22 protein-coding genes are annotated in these 20628 nt (G+C 67.7%); 7 read left to right on the top strand and 15 right to left on the bottom strand.

What is annotated here, in order from left to right:
• Positions 1 to 107: 107 nt before the first annotated feature.
• The 7 genes from mmsB to ACM14_RS08250 all read right to left on the bottom strand — a co-directional run bounded on the left by mmsB (position 108) and on the right by ACM14_RS08250 (position 6017).
• Positions 108 to 1004, bottom strand: a complete 897-nt coding sequence (gene mmsB / locus ACM14_RS08280) for a 3-hydroxyisobutyrate dehydrogenase (RefSeq protein ID WP_065345867.1) — start codon at positions 1002 to 1004, stop codon at positions 108 to 110.
• A 37-nt stretch (positions 1005 to 1041) separates the two neighbouring features.
• The gene (locus ACM14_RS08275; protein WP_065345872.1) at positions 1042 to 1521 is read right to left on the bottom strand and encodes a DUF488 domain-containing protein; all 480 of its coding nucleotides are present in this window, start codon (positions 1519 to 1521) and stop codon (positions 1042 to 1044) included.
• A 22-nt stretch (positions 1522 to 1543) separates the two neighbouring features.
• Positions 1544 to 2008 (bottom strand): TfoX/Sxy family protein, encoded by a 465-nt coding sequence (locus ACM14_RS08270; RefSeq protein WP_065345866.1) that lies wholly within the window; start codon positions 2006 to 2008, stop codon positions 1544 to 1546.
• 23 nt (positions 2009 to 2031) lie between these two features.
• Positions 2032 to 3198 carry an acyl-CoA dehydrogenase family protein gene (locus ACM14_RS08265; protein WP_065345865.1) on the bottom strand — a complete coding sequence of 389 codons (1167 nt, stop codon included), beginning with the start codon at positions 3196 to 3198 and terminating at the stop codon, positions 2032 to 2034.
• Between the two features lie 102 nt (positions 3199 to 3300).
• Complete coding sequence (locus tag ACM14_RS08260; protein ID WP_034367521.1) at positions 3301 to 3690, bottom strand: lysozyme inhibitor LprI family protein; 390 nt, start codon at positions 3688 to 3690, stop codon at positions 3301 to 3303.
• Between the two features lie 73 nt (positions 3691 to 3763).
• Positions 3764 to 5287: a CoA-acylating methylmalonate-semialdehyde dehydrogenase gene (locus ACM14_RS08255; protein WP_012205523.1), complete on the bottom strand. Its 1524-nt coding sequence runs from the start codon at positions 5285 to 5287 to the stop codon at positions 3764 to 3766.
• Positions 5288 to 5477: 190 nt separating this feature from the next.
• Positions 5478 to 6017, bottom strand: a complete 540-nt coding sequence (locus tag ACM14_RS08250) for a MarR family winged helix-turn-helix transcriptional regulator (protein ID WP_232240351.1) — start codon at positions 6015 to 6017, stop codon at positions 5478 to 5480.
• 122 nt (positions 6018 to 6139) lie between these two features.
• On the opposite strand from ACM14_RS08250, the gene ACM14_RS08245 reads away from it, so the two are divergent.
• Both ACM14_RS08245 and ACM14_RS08240 read left to right on the top strand, forming a co-directional pair.
• Positions 6140 to 7120 (top strand): tripartite tricarboxylate transporter substrate binding protein, encoded by a 981-nt coding sequence (locus ACM14_RS08245; protein ID WP_034393422.1) that lies wholly within the window; start codon positions 6140 to 6142, stop codon positions 7118 to 7120.
• A 50-nt stretch (positions 7121 to 7170) separates the two neighbouring features.
• Complete coding sequence (locus ACM14_RS08240; RefSeq protein ID WP_065345864.1) at positions 7171 to 8409, top strand: flavin-dependent oxidoreductase; 1239 nt, start codon at positions 7171 to 7173, stop codon at positions 8407 to 8409.
• 413 nt (positions 8410 to 8822) lie between these two features.
• Here the strand turns inward: ACM14_RS08240 and ACM14_RS08235 are convergent, their stop codons facing one another.
• From ACM14_RS08235 to ACM14_RS08215, 5 genes are all read right to left on the bottom strand, one after another.
• A complete protein-coding gene (locus tag ACM14_RS08235) occupies positions 8823 to 9860 on the bottom strand; it encodes a tripartite tricarboxylate transporter substrate binding protein (protein ID WP_065345863.1) in 1038 nt (345 codons plus the stop codon).
• A 116-nt stretch (positions 9861 to 9976) separates the two neighbouring features.
• On the bottom strand, positions 9977 to 10618 hold the full coding sequence (gene maiA / locus ACM14_RS08230; RefSeq protein ID WP_065345862.1) for a maleylacetoacetate isomerase: 642 nt from the start codon (positions 10616 to 10618) through the stop codon (positions 9977 to 9979).
• Between the two features lie 19 nt (positions 10619 to 10637).
• Positions 10638 to 11345: a fumarylacetoacetate hydrolase family protein gene (locus ACM14_RS08225; RefSeq protein WP_065345861.1), complete on the bottom strand. Its 708-nt coding sequence runs from the start codon at positions 11343 to 11345 to the stop codon at positions 10638 to 10640.
• A gap of 38 nt (positions 11346 to 11383) precedes the next feature.
• Complete coding sequence (locus ACM14_RS08220; RefSeq protein WP_065345860.1) at positions 11384 to 12421, bottom strand: cupin domain-containing protein; 1038 nt, start codon at positions 12419 to 12421, stop codon at positions 11384 to 11386.
• Between the two features lie 16 nt (positions 12422 to 12437).
• Entirely contained in the window at positions 12438 to 13646 is a 1209-nt protein-coding gene (locus tag ACM14_RS08215; RefSeq protein ID WP_065345859.1) for a 3-hydroxybenzoate 6-monooxygenase, read from the bottom strand.
• Positions 13647 to 13850: 204 nt separating this feature from the next.
• Between ACM14_RS08215 and ACM14_RS08210 the strand changes: the two genes are divergently transcribed.
• The 5 genes from ACM14_RS08210 (at position 13851) to ACM14_RS08190 (ending at position 17137) form a co-directional block, all read left to right on the top strand.
• Positions 13851 to 14387 (top strand): MarR family winged helix-turn-helix transcriptional regulator, encoded by a 537-nt coding sequence (locus tag ACM14_RS08210; protein ID WP_013802477.1) that lies wholly within the window; start codon positions 13851 to 13853, stop codon positions 14385 to 14387.
• A gap of 14 nt (positions 14388 to 14401) precedes the next feature.
• Entirely contained in the window at positions 14402 to 15304 is a 903-nt protein-coding gene (locus ACM14_RS08205) for a LysR family transcriptional regulator (RefSeq protein WP_063326189.1), read from the top strand.
• Positions 15305 to 15370: 66 nt separating this feature from the next.
• The gene (locus ACM14_RS08200) at positions 15371 to 15649 is read left to right on the top strand and encodes a type II toxin-antitoxin system RelE/ParE family toxin (protein ID WP_013802475.1); all 279 of its coding nucleotides are present in this window, start codon (positions 15371 to 15373) and stop codon (positions 15647 to 15649) included.
• Positions 15650 to 15661: 12 nt separating this feature from the next.
• Positions 15662 to 15964 carry a HigA family addiction module antitoxin gene (locus ACM14_RS08195; RefSeq protein WP_063326188.1) on the top strand — a complete coding sequence of 101 codons (303 nt, stop codon included), beginning with the start codon at positions 15662 to 15664 and terminating at the stop codon, positions 15962 to 15964.
• Between the two features lie 114 nt (positions 15965 to 16078).
• Positions 16079 to 17137 (top strand): patatin-like phospholipase family protein, encoded by a 1059-nt coding sequence (locus tag ACM14_RS08190; protein ID WP_065345858.1) that lies wholly within the window; start codon positions 16079 to 16081, stop codon positions 17135 to 17137.
• Between the two features lie 21 nt (positions 17138 to 17158).
• On the opposite strand, the gene glyA is transcribed toward ACM14_RS08190, so the two are convergent.
• The 3 genes from glyA to ACM14_RS08175 form a co-directional block, all read right to left on the bottom strand.
• Positions 17159 to 18433 (bottom strand): serine hydroxymethyltransferase, encoded by a 1275-nt coding sequence (gene glyA / locus ACM14_RS08185; protein WP_065345857.1) that lies wholly within the window; start codon positions 18431 to 18433, stop codon positions 17159 to 17161.
• A 46-nt stretch (positions 18434 to 18479) separates the two neighbouring features.
• Positions 18480 to 19706: an aspartate aminotransferase family protein gene (locus tag ACM14_RS08180; RefSeq protein WP_065345856.1), complete on the bottom strand. Its 1227-nt coding sequence runs from the start codon at positions 19704 to 19706 to the stop codon at positions 18480 to 18482.
• A 69-nt stretch (positions 19707 to 19775) separates the two neighbouring features.
• Positions 19776 to 20627 carry a YggS family pyridoxal phosphate-dependent enzyme gene (locus ACM14_RS08175; protein WP_065345855.1) on the bottom strand — a complete coding sequence of 284 codons (852 nt, stop codon included), beginning with the start codon at positions 20625 to 20627 and terminating at the stop codon, positions 19776 to 19778.
• Position 20628: the final 1 nt, after the last annotated feature.

The raw sequence follows: 20628 nt of genomic DNA, 5'->3' as shown, positions 1-20628 counted from the left end.
TGTCCTGCGGCAGGACTGCAACCCCGCAGGCGGCCCGACGCAGGCGCGGGCATACGGGATTGGGGGGTGCGGGTGCAGGGCATTGCCCGCTGGCCTGAGCCTGGCGGTCAGCCGTTCTTTTGCAGGGAGCGGATGACGCTGGAGAAGTCCAGGGCGCCGTTGCCGGCGATGGAGTGCATGGCGTACATGGCGCGGGCCATGCCGCCCAGGGGCGTGGAGGCCTTGACGGCCATGGCGTTTTCCTGGGCCAGGCCCAGGTCCTTGAGCATTAGGTCGGTGCCGAAGCCGCCTGCGTAGTTCTTGGAGGCGGGGGCGTTTTCGTGGACGCCGGGGAAGGGGTTGTATTTTTCCAGGGCCCAGTTGCCGCCCGAGCTGCGTCGCATGATTTCGCTGAGGACCTTGGGGTCCAGGCCGTTGGCCACGCCCAGGGCGATGGCTTCGCTGGTGCCGATCATGAGGATGCCCAGCAGCATGTTGTTGCAGATCTTGGCGGTCTGGCCCGCGCCCACGGCGCCGGCGTGGAAGATGTTGGCGCCCATTTTTTCGAGCAGAGGGCGGGCGTGTTCGAGGTCGGCGTCGCTGCCGCCCACCATGAAGGTGAGGGTGCCAGCAATGGCGCCGCCCGTGCCGCCGGAGACGGGGGCGTCGATGAAGGCAATGCCTGCGGCCTGGGCGGCCTTGGCGACCTTTTGGCTGGTGGCGGCGGCGATGGTGGAGCTGTCGATGATGAGCGCGCCCTTGGCAATGCGCTGCAGCAGGCCGGCCGCGCCGTCACGGCCGAGGTATAGGCCTTCCACATGCTGGCTGGCGGGCAGCATGGAGACCACGGCTTCGGCGCCCTGCACGGCGTCTTCGGCGCTGGCGGCAATGGCCAGGCCTTCAGCGGCGACCTTGGCGCAGGCGTCTTTGGAGAGGTCGAAGGCCTTGACCGTGTGGCCTGCCTTGTGCAGGTTGATGGCCATGGGGCCGCCCATGTTGCCGAGTCCGATGAATGCGATCTGCATGTGCTTGTCTCCTGTGTTGTGAAGCTTGTGGTGTGTCTCAGTGGACCGTGTCGTCGGTGTACTTTTCGCCGGGATTCATGTCGCCGGTGTCCTTGTCACCGTTCGCGATGTCGGCGCCGCGTTCCTTGAGCAGGGAGCGCAGGATGCCGCGATGGCAGCGCGCCTCCTGCTCGCAGTAGCAGCCGATGGCGAAGGCGCTGTGCTGCGAGAGGGCGGCCAGCAGGTCCAGGGTGCGGCTGGCGGCGGGTTCGGCCATTTCCTTGCGGAATTTGCGCACGAATTGCTGCCAGAGCTTGTCTGCTTCGGCCTGCTGGCCGTGGTCCTGCAGCCGGTGCGATTCGAGCGCGGTGTGCATGGTGTCGGGCTGGGGCGAGAGTTCGGGGTACCAGACGTCGTAGTAGTCGCGGCTGGCGAATTCGGCCTTGGGCACGCCGCGCGGCGGGCGGCGCACGGTGCCTATGCGCAGGCCTTCATCGGCGTGGCGGGGGCTGCCTAGCTGGACGATGCGGATGGGCATGGGGCTCTCCTGCAAAGGCGGCTTATTCGTCGCCGAAGATGGGGTGCTTGCGTGTGCGGCGCCCGGCCGGGGCGGGCGGCACTGGCGGTGTCTTTGCGTCGGCGGGCGCGGGTTCGCTGGCCTGGGCCTTGCGCTTTTTCGGGGGCGTGGCCTTGGCGTGGGGGTTGAAGGCCAGGGCCTGGGCAATCCAGTGCTGCCACTGCTGGCGCGTGGCGTAGGCGGCGGGGCCGATGAAGAAGTAGCCGTCCATCTGGCCCTTGGACGAGAGCGGGCGCAGGCCCGGCGTCTCGGCCACGGCCGCGTGCTGCGAGGGCGGCAGGCGCACCAGCAGTTCGTCGTCTTCCACGCCCAGGCACAGCTTGCCGTTGACCATGAAGACATGGCAGCCGAACATGCGCTTTTCCTGCACGTCGTCGCAGCCGGCCAGGGCTTCGCGCACGGCGTCTATGAGGTGCAGCGTGGTGTCGGAGAGCGGGCGGGCGGGCATGGCGTGGGCGGGATGTGGATGAGTCAGCGGATCATGTCGGGCGCATCGCCTTCCAGCATGCGCCGCGCGATGATGACGCGCATGATTTCGTTCGTGCCTTCGAGGATCTGGTGCACGCGGGCATCGCGCATGAGGCGCTCCAGCGGGTATTCGCGGATGTAGCCGTAGCCGCCGTGCAGTTGCAGAGCTTCGTTGCAGACCATGAAGCCGGCATCGGTGGCAAAGCGCTTGGCCATGGCGCAGTAGGTGGAGGCGTCGCGCGCGCCGGCATCGAGCTTGGAGGCGGCCAGGCGCACCATCTGGCGCGCGGCCACGAGTTCGGTGGCCATGTCGGCCAGCTTGAACTGCAGCGCCTGGAAGCTGGCAATGGGCTTGCCGAACTGCTTGCGCTCGTGCATGTACTGCTGGGCCTGGGTCAGCGCGCCCTGGGCAGCGCCCACGGAGCAGGTGGCGATGTTGATGCGCCCGCCGTCCAGTCCCTTCATGGCGATCTTGAAGCCTTCGCCCTCGCGGCCCAGCAGGTTGTGCGCGGGAATGCGCACGTTGTCGAAGCTGATGACGCGCGTGGGCTGGCTGTTCCAGCCCATTTTTTCTTCCTTCTTGCCGTAGCTGATGCCGGGCAGGTCGGCGGGCACGGCAAAGGCGGAGATGCCGCTGGCGCCCGAGCCTGCGTCGCCCGTTCTGGCCATCAGCACCAGCATGTCGGTGCTGCCCGCGCCGCTGATGAAGGCCTTGGCGCCGTTGATGATGTATTCATGGCCCGCCAGTTCGGCCCGGGTCTTGAGCGAGCCGGCGTCCGAGCCCGCGCCGGGTTCGGTCAGGCAGTAGCTGGCCAGCTTGCGGCCGCTGGTCAGGGCCTCGCCCCATTCGGCGCGCACGGCGTCGGTGGCCCAGGTGCCCAGCATCCAGGTGGCCATGTTGTGGATGGTGATGAAGGCGGTGGTGGAGGGATCGACGGCGGCCAGTTCCTCGAAAACCATGGTGGCGTCCAGGCGCGGCAGTTGCAGGCCGCCGGCGTTTTCCGGCGCGTACAGGCCGCAAAAGCCCAGTTCGCCCGCCTTGGCGATGGCCTCGCGCGGGAAGATGGATTCACGGTCCCAGTGCGCGGCATGGGGCGCGAGTTCGGCCTGGGCAAAGGCGCGGGCCGATTCGGCAAAGGCGCGCTGGTCGTCGTTGAGTTCGAAGTCCATGGCTGGCTTGTCTCCTGCGTTGGGCTCTGGGGCCCTTGTTGTTCTGGGGGGGGCTTTCGGGGCCTGTGGGCGCCTGTCGATGCCTGTCGGTGCGTGCGGCGGTCAGTGCTGCAGCCAGCGCTCCAGCGCCTGCATGCGCTCCTGTGTCGCGGCCGTGAGGCATTCGTGGTACAGGCGCGGGCCTTCAGGCTGGGTTTCGCTGTCGCGCGTGGCGGCCTTGCAGCGCGCCGTGCGACCCTTGATCCAGCCGTTCTGGTCATGGCGCAGGCCCGTGCGCTTGCCCTGGGGCAGTTGCTGCATGACATCCAGGTAGCGGATGTTGAGCGCGGTGTCGGCCTCCTGGAAGGCCTGGACCGCACAGGCATTGCGGCTGGCGGCGGCGGTGGAGGCCGGGTCGCAGGCTGCACCGGCCTGCGCGTGAAGGGTCAGGGGCAGGGCGGCCAGGGCGGTCAGCAAGGCGGCACCCAGGCCCCGGGAGAGGGAGGCGGTCATTGGAAAACGCATGCCGCCATCATCCCAGAGCCGGGGCCTGCCCCGGATCAATCCAGGCCCGCCGACCCGTGCATCAGCGCAGGCTGATGGTGGTGTTCACGCCCTGGCTGGTGGTGCTGTCGTCGAACCAGCGCGCCGTGACGGTCTTGGTCTGCGTATAGAACAGCACGACCTGCTTGCCGTAGGGGCCCAGGTCGCCCAGCTTGGAGGCGCGGCTGCCCGTGAAGGAGAACAGCGGAACCGGCACGGGAATCGGCACGTTGATGCCGACCTGGCCCACGTCGATGTCTTCCTGGAACTTGCGCGCCGCCGCGCCCGACTGCGTGAAGATGGCCGTGCCGTTGCCGTTGGGGTTGGCGTTGATGAACTCGATGGCCTCGTCCAGGCTGTCGGCAGCCGCCAGGCACAGCACGGGGCCGAAGATTTCCTGGTCATACACGCTCATGCCGGGCTTGACACCGCTGAACACGGTGGGGCCGACGAAGTTGCCCTTGTCGTAGCCGGCCACCTGGGGCTTGCGGCCGTCCAGTTCCAGCTTGGCTCCATCGGCCAGGCCGCGTTCGATCAGGCTTTCCACACGCGACAGCGCCGCGCAGGACACCAGCGGGCCCACGTCGGTGCCGGGCTCGGTGCCGCCGCTGACCTTGAGGGTCTTGGACTTTTCCACCAGCTCGGGAATCCACTTCTGTGCATCGCCCACCAGCACGGCCACCGACAGCGCCATGCAGCGCTGGCCTGCCGCACCGAAGGCTGCGCCCAGCAGGGCGTTGAGCGTTTGCTCCTTGTTGGCGTCAGGCATGACGATGGCGTGGTTCTTGGCACCCATCATGCATTGCACGCGCTTGCCGGCCAGGCTGGCACGGTTGTAGACATGGGTGCCGACCTTGGTGGAGCCCACGAAGCTGATGGCCTTGATATCGGGGTGGTCGCAGATGGCATTGACCACGTCCTCGCCGCCGTGCACCACGTTCAGCACGCCGGGCGGAATGCCGGCTTCCAGCGCCAGCTCGCACAGGCGCATGGTGACCATGGGGTCCTGCTCGGAGGGCTTGAGCACGAAGGTGTTGCCCGTGGCGATGGCCATGGGGAACATCCACAGCGGAATCATGGCCGGGAAGTTGAAGGGGGTGATGCCCGCGCACACGCCCAGGGGCTGCAGCACGGAATAGGTGTCCACGCCGTTGGCCACGTTGTTGGCCAGCTCGCCCAACTGCAGCGAGCCGATGTTGGCCGCATGCTCCACCACTTCCAGGCCGCGGAAGACATCGCCTTCCGCGTCAGGCAGGGTCTTGCCCTGTTCGGCGGTCAGCAGGGCGGCCAGTTCCTTCATGTTCTCGCGGATCAGTTGCTGCAGCTTCAGGAAGATGCGGGCGCGCTGGCCAATGGGGGTCTTGCGCCAGGTCTTGAAGGCTTCCTTGGCGTTGGCGACGGCGGCGTTGACCTCGTCGGGCGTGGCAAAGGGCACACGGGCCAGCACTTCCTGCGTGGCCGGGTTGACCACATCGCGCCATTGGGTGCTTTGGGATTCGACCAGCTTGCCGTTGATCAGCAGCTTGACCGTGGGCGCCAAAACCTTGGCGGACGTGGATGCATTCATGGCTTGTCTCCTGTTGCGGTGGTGTCAGCCCGGCATGCGTGCGCCGGGCGTTCATCGCATGGTAGCTGTGCGGTTTTTCGCAAGCAATGGAGATATGTGCAGTATTCATGTGCGTTTTTGCACATGCTGGCGCAAAAAAGAGCATGGCCTGCGGCAGGCGCAGCCCATGCTGGTTCAGGCGGTCAGCGGCTCAGTCCGTGCCGGTGGCCGGCAGGCGGGCGTCGTCGGAAGGAGCCGGGGTCTGAACGGCGCGGGCGCCGGGCTTGCGCAGCGGCTCCAGCTTCACGCGGGCATTGGCGCCCAGGCCGGACTCCAGCTTGGCCAGCAGGCGCAGCAGCTCCTGCAGCTCGCCGTCTTCCAGCGGGGACACCAGGCGGTGGTAGGCCTGGTCCACCAGCGGCACGCTGGCGGCCAGAAGGGCGCGGCCCTTGTCGGTCAGCGTCAGTTCATGCTGGCGGCGGTCGCGCGTGCTCAGGGCGCGGTGCACGTATTCGCGCTCTTCCAGCCCGCGCACCAGGCGCAGCGTGGTCACCTTGTCAAAGCCCATGGCGCGGGCCAGGGAGCTTTGGTCGGAGCCGGGGGAGGCGTCGATCAGGACCAGGGCGCCGTACTGTGGCGGCGTCAGTCCCAGGGGGCGGCATTGCTCTTCAAAAATGCCGACCGAAATCTGGTGAGCGCGCCGCAGCAAAAAGCCAGGGCGCTGATATAGCGGCAGTGGTGCAGGCGTCATCGTGTCCATATGCGTCTAGTATTCTTGCAGAAGTGTCCAGTATTCATTCGATTTCCACCAATTGTGCCCATTTTGGTGCATGATTACCATGCGTTTGCATGCTAACTACAAAAGAGGTCTACATGCGAAATTTTGTTGGCAGACGGCAATTTTTGAAGACGAGCGGATTGGGAGTATTGGGTTTACCCGTAGCAGGTGCCATCGCCAGTACCGAGAGTGTGCCTCTGAAATTGATTGTGCCTTTCACTCCCGGAACAGGAATCGACACGATAGCGCGAACCATCGGACCTTTGCTGGCCAAGCGCCAGGGCCGGCCCGTGGTGGTGGAGAACAAGCCGGGCGCCTCTGGAAATATCGGCACCGAGGCCGTTGTGCGCTCGCCCGCCAATGGCCAGACGCTTTTGGTGACAGTGAATACCCTGGTGATGAATGCATCGCTGTATCCCAAATTGCCATTCAATCCGCTGACAGACCTCGAACCTGTGACGCTGACCAGTTGGGGGCAGTTGATTTTGGTGACGCCCACGGCCTCGGCCTATCAGACGGCGGCCGATCTGGTGAAGGCCGCCAAGGCCTCGCCGGGCCGTATCAATTACGCCTCGCCGGGAGTGGGCACTCCGCACCATATGGCCATGGAGCTTTTCAAGAGCACGGCCGGGGTGTCGATCACGCACATCCCGTATCGCGGAACAGGCCCGGCGCTGACGGACCTGCTGGGCGGCCAGGTGGAATGCATGTTCCTGCCCATTCATGTGGCATTGACGCATGTGAAGGCCGGCAAGCTGCGCGCGCTGGGCATTGGCAGCCAGCGGCGCCACCCGCTGCTGCCCGATGTGCCCACGCTCAAGGAGGCCAAGGCGGGCGATGTGAACGTGGATATGTGGTACGGCGTGTTTGCGCCGGCCGGCATGCCGGCGGACCAGGTCGATGCCCTCAATCGCGAGATCCGCGCGATTTTGGCGTCGGATGAAGTCCGGCATGCCTTCGCGCCCCAGGGCATGGATCCGGCCGGCAGCACGCCGGCCGAGTTCAAGGCCCTGGTGCAAAAGGACGCCCGGCGCTGGGCCGATCTGGTCAAGGCGCGGGGGATTACCGCCGAGTAGGCGGGACGGGCGCCCAAGGCGCCCCTGGAGAAAGCATGGAGAGTCAGCGGATGAAAGTAGCGATCGTGGGGGGCGGCATCGGAGGCCTGTGCCTGGCATTGGCCCTGCATCAAAGAGGCATTGCCTGCGAAGTCTTCGAGGCCGTGCCCGAGGTCCGCGAGATCGGCGCGGGCATTACCCTGCTGCCGCATGCCATGCGCGAACTCAGCGACCTGGGCCTGCAGCCGCAGCTGGAGGCCCAGGCGATCGAGAACCTGGAGAGCGTGTTCTTCAACCGCTATGGCCAGTTCGTCTACCGCGAGCCGCGTGGCCGCCATGCCGGCTACGAACTGCCCGAGCTGGGCATACACCGGGGCCGCCTGCACCGCGTTCTCTTCGAGGCCGCCGTGCAGCGCCTGGGCCCGGGTGCCGTGCACACGGGCCACCGCTGCGTGCGCGTGGACCAGTCGGCCCATGGCGCCACCGTGCATTTCGCGCCGGATGCCCAGGGCCATGTGCCGCCGTCCGCCACGGCCGACATCGTCGTGGCCTGCGATGGCGTCAACTCCGCCGTGCGGCGCCAGTTCTATCCGCAGGAGGAGCTGGCCTTCGGCGGCATCAACACCTGGCGCGGCGTCTCGCGCTTCAAGCCCATCCTCACGGGCAAGAGCTATTTGCGCATCGGCTCGGTCGATACCGGCAAGATGGTGATCTATCCCATCGAGGACAACGTCGACGGCCAGGGCATGCAGCGCATCAACTGGGTGGCCGAGATCCGCGACCCGCAGATGCGCATGAACGACTGGAATCGCGCCGGGCGCATGGAGGATGTGCTGGAGATTTTTGGCGGCTGGAGCTTCGACTGGCTGGATGTGCCGGCCCTGATCCGCTCGGCCGAGACCATCTTCGAGTACCCCATGGTGGACAAGGACCCCGTGGACCAGTGGAGCTTCGGCCGCGTGACCCTGCTGGGCGATGCCGCCCACCCCATGTATCCGCGCGGCTCCAACGGCTCGGCCCAGGCCATGCGCGATGCGCGGGTGCTGGCCGACCTGCTGGCCGCCGACCCGCAAGGCGACCCGCTGGCGCTGCTGGCCGCCTATGAGGCCAGCCGCCTGCCCGCCACCAGCCAGGTGGTGCTGACCAACCGCTCCACGCCGCCCGACTTCATCATCATGAAGGCCGACGAGCTCAGTGGCGGCCAGCCCTTCGGCCATATCGACGAGCTGATCAGCCAGGATGAGCTTCGCGCCATTGCCCGCCATTACGAGCAGGTGGCGGGGTTTGCGAATCCGCAGTCGCAGGGTTGAAGTGGTTGGGCAATGAGCTGGCTTGGCAGGTATTCAGTATTGCATCCCGACTCTTTTTGGGTCCCTGCCGGGCGGTTGTTTTTCGAGGCCGGGTTTCGGCCCGGCGGCCGACCTCCTTTCTTGTCGCGCGACAAGAAAGGAGGCAAAGAAACGCGCCCAAATGCCCGCGTCCCCTTCGCTTCGCTACGGGGCAACCTGCGTCGTGGCGGTTGCGGGGTTCGCCGTGAAACTCACTTCGCGCTGCGCGCTACGTTCAGACAATCACGGCGATTCAGTTGACGAAGCAGTCCTGTCCTTCGGCAGGACTGCAACCCCGCAACCGCCACGACGCAGGCGCGGGCATATGGGGAGGAGGGGCCGGGGTGCGGGGGCGACAGGGCGCTACGCCCCGTTGCTTTGTCTATTCGGTGCTCTCAATCCAGGCTGATGTTCGCCTTCTGGATCAGCAGCTTGTACTGGTCCGCCTTGGTCTTGGCGAATTTCTCCATTTCCGGCACCTCCCAGGTGATGGGCTGGAAGGCGAAGGTGGCGAATTTCTCGCGCACCTGCGCGTCCTGCAGCACGGCGACCACGTCGGCGTGGATCCTGTCGCGCAGGGCGGCGTCCACGCCCTTGGGCGCCAGCAGGGAGACGAAGGAGTTCACGATCAGGTCGGCGGGGCCGCCCGATTCGGCCACGGTGGGCACGTCGGGCATCTGGGCGATGCGCTGGGGCGCGGCCACGGCCAGGTAGCGGATCTTGCCGGATTTGTAGATGCCCTGGCTGGAGGGAATGCTGGCAAAGCTCCAGGCCGGATCGCCATTGGCCACCGAGGTATAGAGCTGGCTGACCTCGCGGTAGGGCACATGGGTCATCTTGCTGCCGGTCAGGAAGTCCAGCCATTCGCCGCCCAGGTGGCCTGGGCTGCCCACGCCCCAGGAGCCGTAGCTGACCTTGCCGGGCTCGGACTTGGCCGCCTTGATCAGGTCGCCCATGCTCTTCCACGGCGAGTTCGTGGGCACGGCCACGAAGAAGGGCGTGAGGAACAGCGGCGCCACCGGGTCGAAGTGCTGCAGCGGGTGGAAGTTGCGCTGCTTGTAGAGGTAGGGCAGGGCGGAGACATGTTCGCTGTCGAGCTGCAGCAGGGTGTAGCCGTCGGGCTTGGCGCGGCGTGCGGCTTCGATGGCGACAAAGCCGCCCCCGCCTGGGCGGTTGTCCACGGTCACGCCCTGCTTCCAGCGGGCGGAAAGCTTTTCGCCCACGATGCGCAGCACGGCGTCAGGGCCGCTGCCCACGGCAAAGGCCGTGATCACGGTGACGGGGCGCGTGGGAAAGCTGGCGGCGCTGCTGGAGCCTGCCTGTGCCCAGGCGCAATGCAGCGGGGCGATGGAGGCCAGCAGCAGGGCGGCGCCTGCAAGGGCCTTGCGGCGGGAGGGGACGGCGCCGAGGCGGTTGGATGGGGATGCTTTCACAGTCTGTCTCCTGTTGGATCTGCTTTTTTCACTGCTTGCAATGCCCCGGTCCTTCTGGCGAGGACTCGGGGCGGGGTAGGGCTGCCGGCAAAGGCGCGGCGGGGTTCAGGCGAGGTTCAGCCGGCGTCAGGCTGGGCCAGGGGCGCGGCCTGCGCAAAGGCGGGCAGGGCCGCGCAGGCCCTGTCCACAGCGCTGATCAGCGGCCAGCGGTCCAGGTCCACGCCAAAGCGGCGTGCGCTTTCGATCTGGGGCACCAGGTAGACATCGGCCAGCGTGGGTGCGTGGCCGAAGCAGAAGTCGCCGCGCTGCGTGTCGCGTGCCAGCAGGGCCTCGATGGCGTCGAAGCCGTCGGCAATCCAGGTGGCACACCAGGCGTTGATGGCGGCCTCGTCCGCACCGAACTGGCGGCGCAGGGTCTGCAGGATGCGGCGGTTGTTGATGGGATGCACGTCGCAGCCCACGATGGCGGCCAGCGCGCGCACCTGGGCGCGGTCCTCGGGGTCGGCGGGCAGCAGCGGCGGCTCGGGGTGGCGCTCCTCCAGCCATTCGATGATGGCCGGCGACTGGATCAGCGTGCGGCCGTCGTCCAGAGTCAGTGCTGGCACCAGGCCCTGCGGGTTGACCTGCTTGAACGGCGCCTGGGCCTGTTCGTCCACGCGCAGGTCCACGGGAAAGTAGTCAGGGCGCAGGCCCTTGAGGTGGAGCGCGATGCGCAGGCGGTGAGAGGTGCCGCTGCGGAAAAAGCTGTAGAGCTTCATGGTGGTGGTCTCCCCGGTCTTATTCGGGCTGGCCCACGGTAAGCGCGATCTCGCCCACGCCCTGCACATGGCCGGTGATGCGGTCGCCCGGCAGCACGGCGCCCACGCCTTCGGGCGTGCCCGTGTAGATGAGGTCGCCGGGCTGCAGGTGATAGAACAGCGAGAGGTCGGCAATGATTTCGCGGATGTTCCAGATCAGCTTGTCCACGTCGGACTGCTGCTTTGTCTCGCCATTGACGGCCAGTGCAATGGCGCCGGATTCGATCACCTGGCCCGGCATGGGCACGATCTCGCTGGCCACCGAGGACTGCTCCACATCCTTGCCCAGGTCCCAGGGCCGGCCCTTGTCGCGCGCCACCAGTTGCAGGTCGCGGCGCGTCATGTCCAGGCCGCAGGCGTAGCCGTAGATATGTTCATGCGCTTGGTCCGCCGCAATGCGAAAGCCCGCCTTGCCGATGGCCACCACCAGTTCCATCTCAAAGTGGTAGTTGTTCGTCTCGGGCGGGTAGGCCACGGTGGCACCCGATTCGGTCAGCGTGGAGGGCGCCTTGGTGAAGTAGAAGGGGCGCTCCACGCTCTTGTCCACCGGGCGGCCCATCTCGACGGCATGGGCGTGGTAGTTGCGGCCCACGAAGAACAGGCGGTTCACGGGCAGGCGCTGCGTGCTGCCGCGCACGGGCAGGCATTGGACGGGGGGCGGGGTCCAGAGGTATTGGGGGGCGGTCATGGTATTGGCGATGGGGGAGTAAAGAGACATCGGAGGATTCAAGGCCGGACTTCGTAGAGGCCCAGCTTTCGGTGCAAAGGAGCCTCGTCGGCCAGGAAGAGGAAGGCGGGCTCGCTGGCGCTGGCATTGGTCAGCGTGGCGGGCGCCCAGCCGGGCACGCAGCAGGTGTCGGCCGGGGCCAGGTCGAAATGGCGGCCCACGGCGGCCACGCTGGCGCCGCCCTCGATGACATGGAACACGCAGGCCGGCGAGCGGGCGGGCAGCTGCAGCGTCTGGCCCGGGCGCAGCATCAGTGCGTAGAAGCCCAGGATGTTTTCGCAGTCGGCCCCGGTCTCGGGGTTGGTGTAGGCCAGCTGCACGCAGTCCAGATCCGGCCGGTCGGCGGCCAGCTCCAGCAGGGCGGCGCGCGCGTCCTTCCAGGGGTAGCGCAGCATGGGGTAGGCCTTGGCGCTGCGGGCGAACACCTGCGTGGGTGCCAGGCCGCCGCGCGCATACGCCCGGTCGCCACGGCCGGGCAGGGCGGGCTGGCGTGGGCCGTCCACGTGGTAGGTGACTTCCAGGTAGTAGGCCAGGGGCAGGTCCAGCACATCGAGCCAGACCACGGGCTCGTCGCCGTCATGGCCATGCTCGTGCCACAGGCCCGTGGGCGTGAGGATCAGGTCGCCGCGCTCCATGGGGCATTTCTCGCCGTCGACCAAGCTCCATGCGCCCTGGCCTTCCACCACCATGCGCACGGCATTGGGCGTGTGGCGGTGCGAGGGCGCCCACTCGCCGGGCAGCAGCAGCTGCATGCCCAGGTAGATGGAGGAGCTGGCCTGCATCTTCTCCAGCCCATGGCCGGGATTGGCCAGCACCAGCACGCGGCGCTCGGCCTTTTCGATGGGCGTCAGCTCGCCGGCCTGCATGAGCAGCGGTCGGATGGCCTGGTAGGGCCAGGCAATCGGCTGGGTGCGCGGGCGCGGCGTGTGCGGCGGCATCACGTTGCGCAGGCTGGGCCACAGCGGCACCAGGTTGTTGCGCGTGAGTTCGTCGCGGTAGTCCTGGGGCAGGTCTTCCAGGCGGCCAAGTTCTTGCATGGCGGTCTCCTTGTGTTCAGTCTTCGGCGAGGCAGGTTTCGGCCTTCCAGCCGTACAGCCATTCCATGGCGTCGTAGAAACGCTGGGGCGTGCGGCCCTTCCAGAGGTCGTTGCGCACCAGGCGCTCCACAGCGCTGGCGTGGAAGATGCGGCCCATCTCGCGCGCGGACAGCACCACGCGCGCCGTGCGGGCAATGCGCGAGCGCTCGTACAGCCGCAGCGCCTGCGGCCAGTCGTTGCCGCAGTGCTTGAGCGCCTGGCCCAGCGTCACCGCGTCTTCCAGCGCCATGCAGGCGCCCTGGGCGATGTACTGCAGGGTAGGGTGGGCAGCATCGCCCAGCAGCGTGGCGCGGCCGAAGCTCCACTGGCCAGTGGGCTCGCGGTCGGCCGTGGCCCAGCGCTTCCAGCTTTTGGGCAGGTCTATGAGCTGGCGGGCGCGCGGGCAGCAGTCGCTGTAGTAGCTTTGCACCTCTTGGCGGCTGCCTTCGCGCACGCCCCATTCCTCCTGCTCGCGGCTGTGGAAGGTGACGACCACGTTGTACTGCTCGCCGCCGCGCAGCGGGTAGTGCACCAGGTGGTAGTTGGGGCCGACCCAGATGCTGGCCGCATTCCAGCGCAGGTCCTCGGGGAAGTCGTTCTTCTCCACCACGGCGCGGTACACCACGTGGCCGGAGACACGCGCCGCATCGCCCACATACTGCTGGCGCACCACGGATTTCACGCCATCGGCGCCGATCAGGGCCTGGCCCACATGGACCTGGCCGTGCTGGTCGCGCACGGTGACGGTGTCGCCCTCCTGCTGCACGGCTTCGATGCGGGTGCCCGTCAGCGTCTCGATTTGACCGTGGGCGCGCGCGCCTTCAAGCAGCGAGGTGTGGATGTCGGCGCGGTGGATCACCGCATACGGGTTGCCGAAGCGGGCGCGAAACGCCTCGCCCGTGGGAATGCGGCCGACCAGTCGTTCATCGAGCGCGTCGTGCATCACCATCTCGTCGGTGTAGACCGCGCGGCCACGGGCCAGCTCGCCAATGCCCAGCGCGTCGAAGGCCGCGAATGCATTGGGCCCCAGCTGTATGCCGGCGCCGATCTCGCCCAGCTGCGGCGCCTGCTCCAGCACCTTGACGGCGAATCCCTGGTGGGCCAGGGCCAGCGCGGCCGCCACGCCGCCAATGCCGCCGCCTGCCACAAGAACGGGCAGCGCCCGGGAAGAAATGCTGGTGCTCATGGATGTCCTGTGCTTCGTGGTGCGTGTCGCCAGCCTGCGGGGAAGCTGCGTCGCGAGTAATTAAACAGTATGCTGACGATGAGTGTAGTGTTGATTTGCATCAGGCCAGCCTGGGGTTTCCCTGGATGCAGGCAAAACGGTGATGGACAGCGTGTTCAGTTGAATCACCTGTCCGCCAGCCAACGCCAACGGAGGGGGCGGTTCATGCGAACATCTGCGCTTGCCCGCAGGGACACGGAAAAGAGCGCAATGGCCATGGACTACCAACCCGCAGAACTAGAAAACTACCCCGGCTACCACATCCGCCGCCTGCAGCAGATCGCGGTGGCCGTCTTCATGGAGGAGACCCAGGAATTCGGCGTGACCCCCGTGCAGTACGCGGCGCTGTCGGCCGTGCTGCGCCAGCCAGGCGTGGACCAGCGCACGCTGGCGCGGATGATCGGCTTCGATACCTCGACCATTGGCAGCGTCATCGACCGGCTGGAGGCGCGCGGCCTCATGGTGCGCAACACCAGCCCGGCCGACCGGCGCGTGCGCCTGCTGTCGGTCACCGCAGAAGGCGCCGCGCTGCTGGCCGCTGCCGAACCCTCGGTGCTGCGGGCCCAGCAGCGCATGCTGGAGCCGCTGCCGCAGGAGCAGCGGGGCCTGTTCATGGACATGATGGCCGTCCTGGTGCGGCAAAACGACGAGCTGGCGCGTGCGCCCAGCACGCTGGCCGCGCGCCGCGCCGCTGCCGACTGAGGCGGCCTCGACCCATGGATTGGGATCATCTGAGATTCTTTGGCGAGCTGGCGCGCAGCGGCAGCATGGCCGCCGCCGCGCGGCAACTGGGCGTGGAGCACACCACGGTGTCGCGCCGCATCCAGGCCCTGGAAAAGCAGCTGGGGGCCGTGCTCTTCGAGCGCGAAGCGGGCCAATGGCGGCCCACGGAGGCCGGCCGACAGCTGCTGGGCGTGGCAGACGCCATGCAGCGCGCCGCCGCCGGGCTGGAGCGCATGCCGCTGGCGGCCGAATCCGCAAGCCAGGGCCCGTCCGGCCTGGTGCGCGTGGGCGCCACCGAGGGCTTCGGCACCCAGCTGCTGGCTCCGCAGCTGGCCGCGCTGACGCAGCGCCATCCGCTGCTGAGCATCGACCTGCTGGCCCTGCCGCGCCTGCTGCACCTGTCGCGGCGCGAGGCCGACATCGTCATCTCGCTGGAGCGCCCCACGCGCGGCTCGGCCGTGGTCACCAAGCTCACGGACTACCGGCTGTTCCTCTACGGCCAGCGCGAATACCTTGCGCGCCGCCCGCTGGTGGCGCGCACCGAGGACCTGCGCCACCACAGCTTCATCCACTATGTGGACGACCTGCTGTTCACGCGCGAGCTGCAGCTTCTGTCCACCCTGTTCCAGCCCGAGCGCTTTGCCTTTCGCAGCACCAGCATCACCGCCCAGTACGAGGCCGTGCGCGCCGGCGCCGGCCTGGCCGTGCTGCCCGCCTTCATCGCCGACCGCGACCCCGTGCTCAGCCGCGTGCTGCCCGCCGAGGCCTGCTTCACCCGCACCTTCTGGATGAGCATGCCCTCGGATGCCCGGCAGGTTCAGCGCATCGAGGCGGTCTGGGGGTTTTTGCGGGAGGCTGTGCAGGGGATGCGGGAACTGCTCAGCCCCCGGAGTTGATGCAAGAGGGCCTAACTGCAGGCGGGGTAAGCATCAGCTAATAACGGGAGTCGTTATTATTGATCCATGATCCTCGATTTCAGATGTGCAGACACCCAGGCATTGATGCTTGGCAAGCGCGTTGCGCGGTTCGCCAACCTGGAGGCCGCTGCCATGCGCAAGCTGGTGCAGCTGAACGCAGCGACCTCCCTGGAGTTCCTGCGCATTCCTCCAGGCAACAGACTGGAGGCCCTTCAAGGAAGCCGCAGGGGCCAGTACAGCATTCGGATCAATGAGCAATGGCGCCTTTGCTTCGTCTGGGCAGATGGCCATGCCAGCCAGGTCGAGATCGTGGATTACCACTGAAAGGACTACAACATGACCCGCGAAGTCAAATGGCCGCACCCAGGAGAAATCCTGATGCACGAGTGGCTCGAACCCATGGGCCTGAGCCAGTACGCGTTGGCAAAGGCCATCGATGTTCCGCCCCGGCGCATCAACGAGATCGTGAAGGGCATGCGCGGCATCACGGCGGATACGGCGCTGCGCCTTGCGGTCTTCTTTGGCACGGACGCGCAAAGCTGGCTCAACCTGCAGTCCGACTACGACCTTGCCGAAGCCCGCGATGCCATGGCGGACGTGCTGGCGCGAATCCAGCGGTTTGAGCCCTCGCATCCCTGAGCGACCCCAGGGCGCACTTTGCCGTCCGCAGCATGATGCGTCGCCGGCGGTGGTTCGCCCCTGCCGCTATACTGCCCGCCCCGAATCTCGTCATCCGACAGCAGGATCCCTGGCATGCGCCTGAAAGCCCTTTTGCGTCCACTGGTGTACCTGAGCCTGGCGGGGCTGGCCGCTTGCGGCAGCAACCCGCCCAGCCCCTCGGCGGCCACGCCCGAGTCCACGCCCACCGCGCCGGGCACACCCGTGGCGCCCATCAGGATCGGTCTGGCCCTGGGCGGCGGAGCCGTGAAGGGCTTTGCCCATATCGGCGTCATCAAGATGCTGGAAGCCAATGGCCTTGCGCCTGCGGTGGTGTCCGGCACCAGCGCGGGCAGCGTGGTTGGGGCGCTGTATGCGAGCGGCATGAACGCCTTCGAGCTGCAGGAAAAAGCCGTGGCGCTGGATGAAACCAAAATCCGCGACCTCCAGCTGTCCTCGGGCGGCCTGCTGGTGGGGCAGAAGCTCGAAGACTATGTGAACGAACAGGTGGGCCGCAAGCCGCTGGAGCAGCTGGCCAAGCCCTTCGTGGCGGTGTCCACGCGGCTGGAAGACGGCGAGCGCACCGTGTTCGCGCGCGGCAATACGGGGCAGGCGGTGCGTGCCTCCAGCAGCATCCCGGGTGTGTTCCAGCCCGTGGCCATCGGCAAGTTCCACTTCGTCGATGGCGGCATCACCAGCCCCGTGCCCGTGGACGCCGCGCGCCAGCTGGGCGCCGATCTGGTGATCGCCGTGGACATCTCCAACAAGGCCCGTGGCAAGGCGCCCGAGAACATGCTGGGCGCACTGGGCCAGTCCATAGCCATCATGGGCCAGAAGCTGGGCCAGGCCGAGCTGGCCCGCGCCGACATCACCATCCGCCCCAAGGTGCTGGACATCGGCCCGGCCGACTTCACCCAGCGCGCCAGCGCCATTCTTGAAGGCGAAAAGGCCGCCGTGGCCGCCATGCCCCAGATCCGCGAGCGCATCGCCCAGCTGCAGGCCGAGCGCGCCAAGGCCGCGAAGCTGGCGCAGCAAAAGGCGGTCGAAGCCCAGCACCAGGCCTGCCTGGACCAGCGCTCGCGCATGCAGAAGCTGGCGGAGATGGCGGGGATGGACGGCGCCTGCGCCAATCCCAACCTCAACGCCAACCCTTGATCCATCACGGCTGCGCGCGGGCTATCCGTACACCGGATAGCGGCTGCACAGCTCCGTCACCTGCTCCCTGACCTGCGCCGCCACCTTGGCAAAGCGGGCGCCTTCCTGCGCGTCCAGCGCATCAAGTACATCGCACAGCCAGTCGGCCAGCTGTTCGCACTGCGCCTGGCCGAAGCCGCGCGTGGTGACGGCGGGCGTGCCTATGCGCAGGCCCGAGGTCACGAAGGGCGAGCGCGGGTCGTTGGGCACGGTGTTCTTGTTGGTGGTGATGTGCGCCTCGCTGAGCGCGGCGTCGGCGTCCTTGCCGGTGTAGCTGCGGTCGGACAGGTCGATCAGCATCAGGTGGTTGTCCGTGCCGCCCGAGACGATGCGGTAGCCGCGCTGCTGGATCATGGCGGCCATGGCGCGGGCGTTGGCCAGCACCTGGCGCTGGTAGGCCTTGAAGCCGGGCTGCAGCGCCTCCTTGAAGGCGACGGCCTTGGCGGCGATCACATGCATCAGCGGCCCGCCCTGCACGCCGGGGAACACGGCCGAGCTCAGGCGGCGGTTGAAGGTTTCGTCCTGTCCCTTGGACAGGATCAGGCCGCCGCGCGGGCCGCGCAGCGTCTTGTGCGTGGTGCTGGTGACCACATGCGCGTGGGGCAGTGGGCTGGGGTATTCGCCCGCAGCCACCAGGCCTGCGACATGGGCCATGTCCACCCAGAACACGGCGCCCACCTTGTCGGCAATGGCGCGCATGCGGGCCCAGTCCTTGTGGCGCGAGTAGGCAGAGAAGCCGCCGATGAGCATGCGGGGCCGGTGCTCCAGGGCGATGCGCTCCATCTCGTCGTAATCGATCAGGCCCGTGGCGGGGTCCAGGCCGTAGGGGACGATGCGGTAATGGCGGCCCGAGAAGTTGGACGGGTTGCCATGCGTCAGGTGGCCGCCCTGGGCCAGGTTCATGCCCATGACGGTGTCGCCGGGCTGGGCCAGCGCCAGGAACACGGCGGCATTGGCCTGGGCGCCGGCATGGGGCTGCACGTTGGCGTAGTCGCAGTCGAACAGCGCCATGGCGCGTTCCACGGCCAGGCGCTCGGCCACGTCCACGTTCTCGCAGCCGCTGTAGTAGCGCTTGCCGGGGTAGCCCTCGGCGTACTTGTTGGTGAAGACCGAGTTCTGCACCGCCATCACCAGCGGGCTGGCGTAGTTTTCGGAGGCGATGAGTTCCACATGGTCTTCCTGGCGGCGTTTCTCGCTCTGGATGGCCTTGGCCAGCTGCAGGTCGAAGTCGGCCAGGGTCAGGGATGCGTCGTACATGGGTGAATGGTTCCTGTATGGGGGCAAGGGCTGTAGGGAGCGATGGTCATGCAGCTGCCAGCTGGCCTGCGGCGGGCGCGCCTGCCTGCGCGGCGCTGGCCGGCTCCAGCAGGCAGGCCAGGCGGGCGACGATGTCGTCGATCTGGCGCTCGTCGCATATCAGCGGCGGCAGCAGGCGGATGGTGGATTCGCGCGTCACCGTGATCAGCAGGCGCTGCTGGGCCAGCGCGCGGCCCACCAGTTCCTGGCAGTTGCGGTTCAGCTCAATGCCCACCATCAGGCCCTGGCCGCGCACGGCCAGCACGTCGGGGTGGCCGTGCAGCGCCTGCTGCAGGCCGTTGAGCAGGCGCCGGCCCAGTTGCCTGGCGCGGCCGGGGATGTCCTCGCTCTCCATGATGTCCAGCACCGTGCAGCCCACGCGGCAGGCCAGCGGGTTGCCGCCAAAGGTGGAGCCATGCTGGCCGGGCGAGATCAGGTCGGCCGCAGGCCCGCGCGCCAGGCAGGCGCCGATCGGAATGCCGTTGCCCAGGGCCTTGGCCAGGGTCATCACATCGGGGGCGATGCCCGCGTGCTGGTGGCCGAACCAGGCGCCGGTGCGTCCCAGGCCGGTCTGGATCTCGTCCAGCATCAGCAGCCAGCCGTGCCGGTCGCACAGGCTGCGCAGCTGGCGCAGGTAGTCGGGGCTTGCCAGGCGGATGCCGCCTTCGCCCTGCACGGGCTCGATCAGCACGGCCACGATGTCGCCATGCTGGGCGGCGGCGTGGTGCACGGCCGCGATGTCGTCATAGGGCACGCGCACGAAGCCCGGCATCAGCGGCTCGAAGCCGCGCTGCTTGGCCGGGTTGCCTGTGGCCGACAGCGTGGCCAGCGTGCGGCCGTGAAAGCCGTTGTCCATCACCAGGATCTGCGGCCGCGCCACCTGCCTGCGGTGGCCGTGCAGCCGCGCCAGCTTGAGCGCGGCCTCGTTGGCCTCGGCGCCGGAGTTGCAGAAAAAGGCCGTCTCCATGCCGGCCAGGGTGCACAGGCGCTGGCCCAGGCGTTCCTGCCAGTCGATGCGGAACACGTTGGAGGTGTGCAGCAGCAGGCCGGCCTGCTCGGCGATCACGGCGGCGATCTCCGGATGGGCGTGGCCCAGGGCGGTCACGGCCACGCCGGCAATGGCGTCCAGGTATTCGGTGCCGTGCTCGTCCCACAGCAGGGCTCCACGGCCACGAACGAAGGACACGGGCTGGCGGGCATAGGCCTTCATCAGGCGGGAATCAAGGGGTTGCATGGCTTTTTGCATGTCAAGGTCCTCAAGCGGGGTCAGGGTTGAATCGAAAAGGGGGGCGAGGGGGCGCGTTCATGGCAGTGCCTGGGCCGCGGGATCGGGGCCGCCTGCGGGCCAGTAGAAGCTGTCCGGCTGGGCGCGGGCGCCGAAGATGGCCTGGCCCACGCGCACCACGGTGGCGCCTTCCTCGATGGCGATCTCAAAGTCGCCGGACATGCCCATGGACAGCTCATCCAGCGAGATGCCCGCCGGCGCGCTCTGGCGCAGCTGGTCGCGCAGGCTGCGCAGCAGCACGAAGCACTGGCGCACGCGCTCGGCCTCGCTGGAGAACAGGGCCAGCGTCATCAGGCCGCGCACGCGCAGCGCACTGAAGGCGGGCAGGGCCTGGACAAATCCCTGCACCTCGTCTGGCGGCAGGCCGTACTTGCTGGCCTCGCCCGAGGTGTTGACCTGCACGAACACGTCCAGCGCCCGGCCTTCGGCCTGCAGGCGGCGGTCCAGCGCCTCGGCCACGCGCAGGTTGTCCAGCGCCTGGAACTCGCTGGCAAAGCGCGCCACCAGCCTGGCCTTGTTGGTCTGCAGGTGGCCGATGACGGACCACTGCAGATCGGCCAGGTCCTGCATGGCCTCCCACTTGCCGAAGGCTTCCTGCACCTTGTTCTCGCCCAGCATGCGGCAGCCCGCCGCGTGGGCCAGGCGCAGGCTGGACTCGGGCTTGGTCTTGCTCACGGGCAGCAGGCGCACGCTGGCCGGGTCGCGCCCCGCGCGGCGGCACGCAGCGGCCATGCGCGCCTGCACGGTGGCCAGGTTGTGCCGGAAATCGTCCACCGTCTCGGCCTGGGGGTAGCGGCCGTGCTGGTCGTGGCGGGTCAGGGTGTCGGCGGCTTGGGCGGTGCCGCCGGTGGTGTCTTGTGTCGCAAACATG

The organism is Delftia sp. JD2 (genome assembly GCF_001682645.1).
Lineage (GTDB): Bacteria > Pseudomonadota > Gammaproteobacteria > Burkholderiales > Burkholderiaceae_C > Comamonas > Comamonas acidovorans.
Note: the sequence above shows the minus strand (reverse complement) of the source record. Positions and strands in the feature narration are given on the sequence as shown.